10 protein-coding genes are annotated in these 12,725 nt (G+C 40.0%); 7 read left to right on the forward strand and 3 right to left on the reverse strand.

Translation table 11 applies throughout. The features are described 5' to 3' along the window. The first annotated feature begins 33 nt into the window (after positions 1–33). The 6 genes from BGO84_RS18500 (at position 34) to BGO84_RS18525 (ending at position 8,285) form a co-directional block, all read left to right on the forward strand. A complete protein-coding gene (locus BGO84_RS18500; RefSeq protein WP_252639278.1) occupies positions 34–1,809 on the forward strand; it encodes an L-fucose isomerase in 1,776 nt (591 codons plus the stop codon). An 87-nt stretch (positions 1,810–1,896) separates the two neighbouring features. Beyond that, a complete protein-coding gene (locus BGO84_RS18505; protein ID WP_252639280.1) occupies positions 1,897–2,823 on the forward strand; it encodes a pilus assembly protein N-terminal domain-containing protein in 927 nt (308 codons plus the stop codon). 175 nt (positions 2,824–2,998) lie between these two features. Beyond that, positions 2,999–4,204, forward strand: coding sequence for a glycoside hydrolase family 172 protein (locus tag BGO84_RS18510; protein WP_252639281.1), 1,206 nt, complete (start codon positions 2,999–3,001; stop codon positions 4,202–4,204). A gap of 30 nt (positions 4,205–4,234) precedes the next feature. Next, on the forward strand, positions 4,235–5,392 hold the full coding sequence (locus tag BGO84_RS18515; protein WP_252639283.1) for a DUF4185 domain-containing protein: 1,158 nt from the start codon (positions 4,235–4,237) through the stop codon (positions 5,390–5,392). A gap of 29 nt (positions 5,393–5,421) precedes the next feature. Further along, positions 5,422–6,567 carry a DUF4185 domain-containing protein gene (locus tag BGO84_RS18520; RefSeq protein ID WP_252639284.1) on the forward strand — a complete coding sequence of 382 codons (1,146 nt, stop codon included), beginning with the start codon at positions 5,422–5,424 and terminating at the stop codon, positions 6,565–6,567. A 35-nt stretch (positions 6,568–6,602) separates the two neighbouring features. Next, the gene (locus tag BGO84_RS18525; RefSeq protein WP_252639285.1) at positions 6,603–8,285 is read left to right on the forward strand and encodes a ribulokinase; all 1,683 of its coding nucleotides are present in this window, start codon (positions 6,603–6,605) and stop codon (positions 8,283–8,285) included. Between the two features lie 56 nt (positions 8,286–8,341). Here BGO84_RS18525 and BGO84_RS18530 read toward each other — a convergent pair whose 3' ends face one another. The 3 genes from BGO84_RS18530 to BGO84_RS18540 all read right to left on the reverse strand — a co-directional run bounded on the left by BGO84_RS18530 (position 8,342) and on the right by BGO84_RS18540 (position 10,890). Then, complete coding sequence (locus BGO84_RS18530) at positions 8,342–9,640, reverse strand: porin family protein (RefSeq protein ID WP_252639286.1); 1,299 nt, start codon at positions 9,638–9,640, stop codon at positions 8,342–8,344. Continuing rightward, entirely contained in the window at positions 9,637–10,215 is a 579-nt protein-coding gene (locus tag BGO84_RS18535; protein WP_252639287.1) for a sigma-70 family RNA polymerase sigma factor, read from the reverse strand. The genes BGO84_RS18530 and BGO84_RS18535 overlap by 4 nt, the downstream gene beginning before the upstream one ends. A gap of 108 nt (positions 10,216–10,323) precedes the next feature. Beyond that, positions 10,324–10,890 (reverse strand): pilus assembly protein N-terminal domain-containing protein, encoded by a 567-nt coding sequence (locus BGO84_RS18540; protein ID WP_252639288.1) that lies wholly within the window; start codon positions 10,888–10,890, stop codon positions 10,324–10,326. 333 nt (positions 10,891–11,223) lie between these two features. Between BGO84_RS18540 and BGO84_RS18545 the strand changes: the two genes are divergently transcribed. Continuing rightward, positions 11,224–12,564 (forward strand): DEAD/DEAH box helicase, encoded by a 1,341-nt coding sequence (locus BGO84_RS18545; protein WP_252639289.1) that lies wholly within the window; start codon positions 11,224–11,226, stop codon positions 12,562–12,564. The last annotated feature ends 161 nt before the right edge of the window (positions 12,565–12,725 follow it).

Below are 12,725 nucleotides of genomic sequence, written 5' to 3' on the forward strand. Positions count from 1 at the left end.
AATTGAAGTTTAATATCAAAAACTAAAAAAATTATGCGCAAAACAAATTATCCCAAGATAGGCATACGTCCTATCATTGATGGACGCCGCAAGGGCATTCGTGAGTCACTGGAAGAAACAACTATGAACATGGCAAAAAACGTAGCCAAATTCTACAGTGAAAACCTGAAATACCCTGACGGCTCAGCCATTGAATGCGTTATTGCCGACACTTGTATCGGAGGTGTAAAAGAAGCCGCCAATTGTGCCGAAAAGTTTGAAAAAGAGAATGTAGGCTTGTCTCTATCCGTCACCCCATGCTGGTGCTACGGTTCGGAAACGATAGACATGAACCCGTTGATACCAAAGGCGATCTGGGGATTCAACGGAACACAACGCCCCGGGGCGGTTTATCTTGCAGCGGCTCTGGCAGCCCATAACCAAAAGGGATTGCCCACCTTCGGGATCTATGGGCGTGATGTGCAGGATATCGGCGACAATTCTATTCCGGCTGATGTACAAGAAAAACTACTCCGCTTTGCCAAATCAGGATTGGCTCTTGCCCTGATGCGTGGCAAATCGTATCTGTCTATCGGAACTGTTTCGATGGGTATTGCCGGATCGATGGTCAACGCCGATATGCTTCAGGAATACTTCGGCATGCGTACCGAATATGTAGACTGTTCGGAGATACTTCGCCGTGTACAACAAGAAATATATGATAAGGAAGAATACCAAAAGGCATTGGCATGGACTAAAAAACATTGTGTACCCAACGAACTGCCCGACCACAACCCGCAACATCTGGTAAGCACCCGCGAACAAAAAGACAAAGATTGGGAATTTGTAGTGAAAATGACATTAATTTTCCGTGACCTGATGACCGGTAACGAGAAACTGGCTGAAACAGGATGGGGAGAAGAAGCAATGGGACATAATGCCATCTGCGGAGGATTTCAGGGACAACGCCAATGGACAGACTTTATGCCCAACGGAGACTTTTCTGAGGCAATGCTTAACTCATCATTCGACTGGAACGGCATTCGCGAACCATTTGCATTCGCTACCGAAAACGATCACCTGAACGGCTTGTCGATGTTGTTGGGTAAATACCTGACCAACACAGCACAGATGTTTGCCGATGTACGTACTTATTGGAGTCCGCAATCTATCGAACGTGTGACAGGCTGGAAGCCTGAAGGCATTATGAAAGACGGAGCCATACACCTTATCAATTCGGGCTCATGCACACTCGACGGCACAGGTCAGCAAGAGAAAAACGGTAACCCTGTGATGAAACCATTCTGGGAAATCAAAGAGGAAGAAGTGGGCAAAATGCTCAAAGCCACCCAATGGGGGCCATCTTCACGTGAATATTTCAGGGGGGGCGGCTACTCTTCCAAGTTTCTTACCAACGGCGGTATGCCGGTAACTATGTGCCGATTAAACCTCGTCAAAGGTCTGGGACTGGTATTGCAGATAGCCGAAGGCTGGACGGCAACTTTCCCCGACAAAGCGTTTGACGTTATCGACCAGCGTACCGATAAAACATGGCCATCGACATTCTTTGTGCCTCGTGTAACAGGTAAGGGATACTTCCGCGACGTATATTCGGTAATGAACTACTGGGGTGCTAATCATGGTGCAATCAGCTACGGACATATCGGGGCCGACCTGATATCGTTGGCATCGATGCTATCCATACCTGTGTGTATGCACAATATAGAAGAAGATAAGATATTCCGTCCTTCTGCATGGGCTGCATTTGGTTCCGATACCGAAGGTTCGGACTACAGGGCATGTCAGGCTTATGGACCTATTTATAAATAAGGTTAACTCTATCAGTATGAGGATGTCTCATAAGACATCCTCATCAATCAAATTATACTATGAATTTAACATCTAAATTTTCGTTATATGAAGTCAACTAAGTATTTAGTCTATTTCCTTTTATTCGCATTTGTGCTTGGTTCGTGTACAGAAGAGGTTGGTTACGAAAAAGGCGAAGCCAGACCTTATGTGAGGATTCCTAACCGTGATCTTGTGATCGAAACCGATAAAGATAATGCAATAACCGTAACTCCGGAATTTGATAGCGACCAGACAGCCGCAGGAAAATACAAATGGAGTGTTGCGAATCAAGAGTTAGCAAGCCTCGTTGAAAATGGAGACAATTCAGTTATCATTACCGGACTAAAACCAGGGAAAACTTACTTAAAAGTAGAATCTGAAAATGGAAAACTGCAATATACCTCAACACTGCAAATCAACCAGTCTTTTCAGTTCAACTACCCGATTTTTATGGATTTTGGAACTATAGAATCTCCAAATCCATTTAATAATTTACTAAGTTCTTCGAGTGGGAAGTTACAAGGATTGACAGATATAAAAGGTTTTACATCTAAATATGAAATTGAAGTCAACGGCTCATTCCTGACTCTGGACAGAAGTACCCACTTCAATACATTAGGATTTCCTGATAATGTGGCTTTCGATATGTTTTTCAACGACGGCATTAATATTGCTTCAGCCGGATTCACCTTATCAAAGCTGAAAGCAAACATAAAATATACACTCATTTTTTATGCAACAATTGCAGACAACAATGTTACTCAAACGGAATATATAGTTAAAGGTAATACTGAAGAGAAAGTTCTCTTATATACATCGAATAACCAATCGAATGTAGCTACAGTAAAAAATATTCTGCCTGACAACGATGGTAAAATAAAAATCACCTTAGGACCAGGGCCGGATAATACACAATGGGCTAAATTTTACGGCATCACAGCTATGATTATAGTACCCGAAGACTATAACCTGACGTATCCTTTAAATTTTTAGCATTCCAGTACGCTGGATATAGTTTCTATATAAATAATGTTGTTTTGAGAATCAATCAATTATTAACCTTTTATTAGGCTTTAGAGGAACTTCTATTTGGAACTGCAATTCTATGCAGTTGCAGTTTCCTTATAGAAGTATTTTAAAACCAAATAAGATTGGAATACACAAGAATATGAGAAAAGATTATTTGAAACTTATAATAGTATGCCTCGTGGCTACCTTTTTATATAGCCCTGAAATTGAGGCTCAAAATCCCGTTCCGGGAACAATGTATGATCTATCGCAAATAAAAAACGGAATGCGCAACCGACGCATCAGTAGTAATGATCCTACAGGAGGCGTATTAGATCACCTGTCGGATATAAAACCAGGCGAAAAGCGTATCGTTGCAGAGATTCCGGGTTCTGGAATAATAAATCATATATGGATTACGATTGCTCCCGAGCCTCATATATTGAACCGTAGCGATATTATTATCCGTATGTATTGGGATGGAAATAGTTATCCGTCTGTGGAGTCGCCTATCGGCCCTTTCTTCGGGCAGGGATGGAACGAGCGCTACAATTATTCGGCTCTGCCTATAACGGCAGGTCCGGCAAATGGAACTTCAATGGTGTCATACTTTTCCATGCCGTTTGCCAAAGGTGCGAAGATAGAAATAGAAAACCAATCGGAAGTAAATCTTGAAAAGTTTTATTTCTATGTCGATTACTACGAGACAAAGAAACTTCCTCCCGATCTGGGACGCTTTCATGCCTGGTACAATCAAGAGCTGACCGAAGCCGCTCCGGAGGGAGAGACAGAATGGGCGATAATAGGCAAGCAAGATAAAAACACATCGGGCGACCGGAATTATGTTTTTGCAGACATCAAGGGCAAAGGACATTTTGTAGGAATTAATTACTATGTACACTGTCCCTCCCCAATCTGGTACGGCGAAGGTGATGACTTTTGGTTTATAGATGGCGAAAAAGAAGCATCACTGTTAGGAACAGGAACCGAAGATTTATTTAATACATCATGGTGCCCCAAAGAACCTTACTCTCATCCATATTTCGGATATCCTCGCGTCAATAACGATGTGGGATGGCTGGGACGGACACATGTTTACCGTTTCTTCATCGAAGACCCTGTCTTTTTCGAAAAAAGCCTCAAAGCAAGTATAGAGCATGGGCATGCCAATAACCTGACACTCGATATGGCAACAGTGGCTTACTGGTATCAGACAGAAGCGAGTGTATTACCTCCTGCCCCTTCTAAGGAGACACGGAAATTAAAACCATTTATCAACGTACAAGATATGCACTACTGGCGTCACGAATGGAGAAAAAACAGAGGAGAAAATCCTAAGTTATGGGGAAATGAAAACCATAAGTAATATTATAAACCTGTATTCGAAAATAAAATAATGATATCATCAATTAGAGTAAAATTCTTATTGTTGCTAGCAGGATCATTGTTTGTTCTGATTTTGCCAGGAAAGAACAATGACATAATACCGGAAACACAACCTTGTAACAATAAAGACAATACAAAGAAAAGAGAGAACAAACCCTTGAACATAAAAAAGGTAGAATGCCTTGCCCGTGTGACAGGAACACCCATGAAGAATGAAAAATTTGCTTCACCTAACAATACTACCGACGTGTATGATGTGGGTGGAACCGACCTCGGTATTGTATGGGAAATGGAACGAGGTAAATACGGAATATTTCTGGGCGACACTTTCGGTAAAGCCTTCGTCCCCGATCAGGACGATCCGGCAGCCTTTGGCGATAACTGGCGATGCAATGTTCTGGCTTTTTCTTCCGACAAAAATCTGGAGGACGGATTGACGATCGATGCAATGGTTGTTGATGAAAAAGGCAAAGCCCGGGAATTGATATACGGAGGAAAAGATAAGTCAGGAAATGGAAACTGGACATCTATCCCCACAGCTGCCATCCGTGCAAATGGTATCGACTATGTACATTATTTCAATATGAAAAACTGGACAGGATGGGTTACCAATTATTCGGGAATGTACCGCTCTACAGACAACGGTATGACTTGGGAAAAATGCCAAAGTGTAAATTTCACCTCCGATAGTAATTTCGGTCAGGCGGGCTATTTCAAAAAGGACGGTTACGTATATATGATCGGTACAGAGACCGGACGCGATAGCAATCCAAGATTAGCACGGTTCGCAGAAAAAGATATAGAAGACCAGTCGCTTTACGAATATTGGAACAGAGATCAGAAGAAATGGATAAGAGGCGATGAGACTATGGCCACTAATCTGTTTGAAGATACAGTAGGAGAATTATCATTTGCATACAACACAAAGTTTCAGCGCTGGATAATAACTTATTTCTGTGGCAAGCGTTACGAAATAACCATGCGTGCTGCCGCCGAGCTTACAGGCGAATGGAGTGAACCCAAAACGTTGGCTACAGGGAAAGATTATCCTCAGCTATATGGATCGTATATCCATCCGGCTGCACTGGACGGAGATAGTCTCTATTTTCTGATGTCTTTGTGGCGACCTTATAATGTATTCCTGATGAAAGCCGAACTTGCATTTTAACTGATAAGAACATAATAACGATAAAATTCATGAAAAAAAGATATATTATATTCCGGCTATTACCAGCTTTATTTTTTCTGTTTGCCTGCCAAAATAATAGCTTGGCTCAATCGGTGAGACCAGATAAAAATAAAGGCAATAATAGCGGAATCGTTATAAAAAAAGTAGAACGCATATCCCGTGTGACAGGAACTCCAATGGAAGGAGAAACTCTTTTTAGCCCCAACGATACGCCCCGCATGTTTGATGTGGGCGGAACAGATTTAGGGATAATATGGGAGATGGAAAAAGGAAAATACGGAATATTTTTCGGCGATACTTACGGTAGCGATTTCAAGCCCAACCCTCAAGCTCCGGGGCCTAATGGCGGTAATTGGAGATGTAATGTACTGGCTTTTTCGGACGATCAAAACCTCGAAGATGGCATGACCATAAACGGAATGGCTGTGAATGATACGGGTAAAGCTCGTGAGATAGTATACGGAGCAAAAGACATGTCGGGAGAAGGAGACTGGACATCGATCCCCACTGCTGCCATACGTGCCAATGGTGCCGACTATGTGCATTACTTCAATATGAAAAAGTGGCATGGGTGGATTACCAATTACTCGGGGATATATAAATCTACTGACAACGGACAAACATGGGCGAAATGCGAGAATATTTATTTCGGTTCGGACAGTAATTTTGGTCAGGCGGGTTATTTCAAGAAAGACGGCTATGTATATATGATCGGCACAGAAACCGGACGCAAAAGCAGTCCCCGCGTAGCACGTTTTCGAGAAGCGGATATAGAAGACCAAACCAAATATGAATACTGGAACAAAGATGCGAAAAAATGGATCGAAGGTGATGAAACAAAAGCCACGAATCTGTTTGATGATGCTGTAGGCGAACTATCCATAGTATTCCATAACAAGTATAAAAGATGGATAATGACTTACCTCTGCGAAGAGAGATATGAAATGAATTTGCGCGATGCAGATGAAATTACAGGCGAATGGAGTGAGCCTAAGTTATTAGCCACAGGAAAGGAATACTCCCTACTCTATGGACCATATATACATCCATTGTCTCTCGACGGTGATAATTTATATTTCCATATGTCTTTATGGTTTCCATACAGTGTGTTTATGATGAAAGCCGAACTGGCAAATGAGGAAAATCCCGATTGAGATGAATATAATAAATAACAAAATATATAAATATTATGAGCAGAAAGTATGTTATTGGGGTTGACTACGGTACAGATTCGTGCCGTGCTGTGATAATTGATACAGACGACGGAAAAGAAATAGCCTCAGCGGTACAATATTATCCCCGATGGAAACAAGGATTGTATTGTAATCCGCAAGCAAACCAGTATAGGCAGCATCCGCAGGACTATATTGATACGCTCGAAACTGCGATCAAAGAGTCGTTGGCAAAAGCAGGAGTAGATATTTCAAAACAGATAATCGCCATATCGTTCGATATGACAGCCAGTACTCCCGCATTGGTAGACAAAGACGGAATACCGTTGGCTTTGCTGGAGGAATATAAAGAGAATCCGAATGCAATGTTCATCCTATGGAAAGATCATACGGCTATTTCGGAGTCGATAGAGATAAATCAATTGGCTAAAAAGTGGGATATAGATTTTACTGCCTACGAAGGAGGGATTTATTCGGCAGAATGGGTCTGGTCTAAAGTACTGCACGTGCTTCGGGTGGATGAAAGCATACGTTCACAAGCCTATTCGTGGATAGAGCATACCGACTGGATGCCTGCTCTGCTGACAGGAAACACAAAGCCCGAAAGTGTTATGAGAAGCCGTTGCACAGGAGGGCATAAAGCTATGTGGCATGAAAAATGGGGAGGGCTTCCTTCCGAAGAATTCCTTACCAGATTATCGCCTCTGCTGACAGGATTCCGGGCACATTTATACGAAAAAACATATACATCAGATACTTCTGCCGGAAAACTTACTTCCGAATGGGCAGCACGATTGGGGCTTACAACCGATGTAGAGGTAGGAATAGGTGCTATAGACTGCCACATGGGTGCTGTAGGAGCAGGGATCAAGCCCGGTTCCTTTGTCCGTGTGATGGGCACCTCCACCTGCGACATTATGACTGTACCTTACGACGAAATGAAAGATATGCTTATACCCGGTATTTGCGGGCAGGTAGACGGTTCGGTCATCCCCGGATTTGTAGGGCTGGAAGCCGGACAATCTGCCTTTGGCGACTTGTACGCATGGTTTCGCAAGGTGCTGGAATGGCCGTTACAGAACATATTACTTAAGAGCGAATTACTGGATAAAGACGCAAAAACAAAACTGATAGAAGAAGTCGGCGAAGCTATTATACCACAATTGTCGGATGAGGCTACAAAAATTCCTATCGAACAAAGTACAATCATCGCTACCGATTGGATGAATGGTAGACGCACTCCTGATGCTAATCAGTTATTAACAGGATCGATAACAGGTTTGACTCTAGGCAGTTCGGCACCACTCATTTTCCGGGCACTGGTAGAAGCAACGGCTTTTGGCTCCAAGTCTATTATCGACCGCTTCATAAAATCAGGAATAGAGATAAAAGAGGTAATTGGTATTGGAGGCATCTCGCAAAAATCACCTTTTGTAATGCAAACCCTTTCGGATGTAATCGGCCTGCCTATCAAGGTTGCTAAATCGCAACAAACCTGCGCTCTGGGTGCAGCTATGTTCGCGGCAGTGATTGCCGGAAGATATAGTAATATACAGGAAGCACAAGTGGGAATGGGACAAGGGTTTATCTGCGAATATATGCCCGAGATGGAGAAACATGAGAAGTACAAGGCATTGTATAATCAGTATCTGCGCATTGGTCAGTTTACAGAAGCATGTTTACCAAATGAGGATTTATAATAAGCTTTGAGAATTATTCCAATCTGGTTAACGGCATGTTCCAGATTGGAATTAATTTATCCACCACCTAAAGACAAACTAAGACCAAAGTGTAGACCTATATTTAAAGGTTTTTCTTTATAGATGGTTTCAATTTCACTCTTATTTTTAAAATAATAACTTACCCCAGGTTCTGCATATAATCCTATCTTTTTCGAAAGATTGTATTGTATCCCTATCGCAGTATTTAAAGATAATTGCAACTGATCAACTGATATATTATCTTTCTTAGTGGATTCAAGCTTGTTATCAACAATATAATCTGTGGTTAGCTTCCCCGATACATTCTTTTCAACTTGCCCACCTGCGGATAAATAGATGGATAACTTTCTATTTCTCCAAATATTATAATTGATTTTTAAAGGAATACCAATATAATGAAGGCTTTGTTCACTATTATAATAATAACGATCACTACCCGACCGAAGTTGAGATGATAATAAGGTATAAGTCAATCCGGTCGTGAAACTCCAGTTTTCGTCTAAATTGTAATTCACAGACACACCGACGGTTACCGGTTGCCTATGCTTAACATCAGTATAGACACTCTTATGTTTATTCTGAACAAGAATATCTCCATACGGATCCTCATTTGCGTCGGGATCCGCTTCACTGTTATCTATTGGCGGACTACATGGGGCTAACGTGCCATACCCATTATAGTTGTTTGTTGTACTAGCCGATAAGTTTGATGCATAAAGATTTGCACCCCATCTTGCAGGTGTATTTCTTTGTCTGTTTTCATAGAAATCAAATTCGGATGCAAGGTCTAAACTCTTGCTATCACTTGAGTATAAACGTTTATTTTTAGTTTTATCCGACTTTGGCTTAGATTCAAGGGTATCTTCTTTGAGTATTTCTTGGGCTATTTTAGCCTCTTCTTTTATTGTAAGATTAACTGTGTCTATAGAAGGAAATGTTTCTGTTTGTGTTGCTATTGCTGATATTGATCTCTTTGTGTTTGTCTTTTGTATAAACAACTGACTACCGGTTTTTACCATAGAGTTATCCCCCTCATCCGAAACACTTATAATTGCTTCAGGAGTATCCTGCTGCGAAGGTGTTTCTATTGCAAGTTGTATCTCTTCCGGCTCTTGATTTGATATATTATAACCAATCACCAATGCAATTATTGCTACGGCCGCCACCGCAGCAATGCATTTGCTCCATAACAAAATCTTCTTGGATTTTGATAACGGTTTTGCGAAATCCTCTTTTTGTATAATCTGTTCAAGATCCTCCCATAATCCTTCCGGGGATGGCTCTTCATGCATTTCCATCCGTTTACGTAGGTTTTCTGACCATTGATTATTCATGACTCCATCCTTTTGATTGATCTTCTATATCCACTTATCTGTTTTGCTAAAAGAGACTTCGCTCTATGCAATTGAGATGCGGAAGTATTTTCTGTAATATTCAATATTGAAGCTATTTCTTTATGAGTCTTTTTTTCAAAAACATAAAGGTTAAATACTGTTCTATATCCTATCGGAAGAGAGCGGATCATTTCTAATATGACTGATGTTGGAGTTTCATCAAAGTCGGCCTCTTCTTCCTCTTCTACTATATCGGGCAAATTCCATGCTGGGCTATTCACAATATTCAGTTTCTCACTTTTCTTAAGAAACTTCAGCGATTCATTGACTACAATACGGGTAGACCATGCTCTCAAAGACCCCGTCCCTTTGTATTCAAAACCAGTAATCGATTTAAATATTTTAATAAAACTTTCTTGTAAAACATCTTTAATATCATCCCGATTTGAGATATAACGAGAGCAGACTGTTGTAAAATATCCAGAATAATTGTTATAAAAATCTCTCATTGCAGAGATATCTCCATAGATAATCTTTTCAAGTAGCTCTTGTTCCTTATCTTTGTCTTCTATCATTTATGAACATGTGAACTCTTTCATCAATATTAAAGATTGTGCCTTAAGCCATAAGTTATACCTTTGATCAAAGGTATAACTTATAATTGTTTTTTTAGTAAAACCTTATTATTTTACAGTAACAGATATTGTTCCACTATTCTTTTTATCTTTATCAGTCACTGTAATAGTAGTTGTTCCAGCTTTCACTCCTTTAACTGTAACTTTATTATCCTTGACTGTTGCTGAAGCAATTGCTGCATCTTTAGCAGTAGCTAGGTAAGGGGCTACTCCTCCTTTTATTGTTACAACATCTTCTTTTCCAACAGCTACTTCAAGTGTTTTTTTATCAAAGTCCAATCCAACTTCTTTTACTGTCACAGATATAGTGCCTTTCTTTTTATCCTTATCAGTTACTGAAATGGATGTAGCACCTTTACTTACTCCGGTAATAGTAACAGTACTCTTATCAACACTTACGGTAGCAATCTTTTGATCTTTTGATGCAACGTTATAAGGAGCTGTACCACCACTAACTGTTACTGTAACTGTCTTGCCAATTTCGGCTTCCACTTTACTCGGATTCAATTTCAGAGCTTTTTTGTCGTCATCTTTGTCACATGATGTAAAACCGATAGTAGTTACGGTTACTAAAGTCAGAAAAAATAAACTAGAAAATTTTTGTAGATTTTTCATTTTTATAATTATATTAAGCGTTGTTTTATCAGGACTCACTACATCCTGTGAACTTTCATATATTAAATCCTCTCTTTTCTGAAACCTTGCATGACGAATCAAGAAGAATAAGCATATTTAACTTTTTTAACATTATAGACTTCTGCAATTCCTATTATACACCATTACTCCATAGCATACATTGCCTTATATAACTAACGAAATTCTTTGATAATCAGAGCCAAGAAAGATTTCAGGAAATGTCTATTTTTAAAATCTACCGGAGTGAATATTTGTTGTAGTAAAAAGCGGAGAAAAGAAAAACGGTGAGCTATAATATCTTACCTTTGTTCCATGAAAGTAGCAGACCAGAACAAAAGCATATTATCCAATCTCGGGATTGAAGACCTGAATGAGATGCAGATAGCAGCCCAAAAGGCGATATTTAGAGAACAAAATATTTTGTTATTATCTCCTACCGGTTCCGGCAAAACACTTGCGTTTCTCCTACCGGTTCTACAATTATTGGATGAGAATATAACAAAAGTACAATGTTTGATAGTTGTACCATCGAGAGAATTAGCTCTTCAAATAGAGCAGGTCTGGAAAAAGATGGGAACAAAGTTTAAAGTAAATGTTTGTTATGGCGGACATGCTATTGATACCGAACTAAAGAATTTAAGCAGCCCTCCGGCTTTGCTTATCGGAACACCCGGACGATTGACAGACCATCTGGATCGAAAATCTTTTGATACTGATTCTATCAAAACCTTAGTGCTGGACGAGTTTGACAAATCTCTGCAATTAGGTTTTCAGGACGAAATGAATACAATCATCAGCCAACTGCCCAATCTTCAAAAAAGAGTTCTGCTGTCAGCTACATCCGATGTGGAAATTCCGGACTTTGTAAAAATGGAATCTCCCGTAACGCTTGATTATATAGAAGAAGAGAAAAGCGAAAGCCTTTCGATCAAGCTTGTTTTATCTCCCGAAAAAGATAAAATAGAATCTCTGTTCCATCTTATCTGTTCACTCAATTCCGAACCTGCCCTTATTTTTTGTAATCACAGAGAAGTAACCGAACGTATCAGCGACTTATTGAATAAGAAAGGAATACAGACCGGATATTATCATGGTGGAATGGATCAGGATGATAGAGAGAGAGTTTTGGTTCAATTCAGAAATGGAAGCTTAAATTATCTCGTCACCACCGATTTGGCAGCCAGAGGATTGGATATTCCCGAAATGAATCACGTAATACATTATCATCTTCCTTCTAAGGAAAGTGAATTTGTGCATCGCAATGGACGTACAGCCCGTATGCATGCTTCGGGAACAGCATATATTATACAATTCAAGGAGGATAAAACTCCGGATTATATTTCTGACAATTTAGATGTGTTGCGAGTGGCAACAGGAAAGCCATTACCCAACCGCCCAGAATATCAGACAATTTATGTAAGCGGAGGTAAGAAAAACAAGTTGAATAAAAGTGATATTGTCGGCTTCTTTTTACAAAAGGGAAAACTGGATAAATCTGATTTGGGACTGATTGAAGTCAAAGATTTTATTTCTTTTGTTGCTGTTCGTTTTTCTGCCATAAAAACTCTTCTTAGCAATATCAGAGATGAAAAAATGAAGGGTAAGAAGTATAAGATAGAAGTGGCAAGAAATGTTATTAAAAGAGTCGATTGACAAATTGTCGATTAGGCTAAATTTGCAGGTATTTAATATTAGATTTATAGCCCAGTAATACTTTAAGCATGGACAGTGTCCAAGATATTGTGTAAATGAAAACTACAGGTTGGAAAACTTGTAGTTTTTTCATTTATGTATAATTTTATCAAAAGAGTTTA

The sequence above is a fragment of the Dysgonomonas sp. 37-18 genome (assembly GCF_001899125.1).
Lineage (GTDB): Bacteria > Bacteroidota > Bacteroidia > Bacteroidales > Dysgonomonadaceae > Dysgonomonas.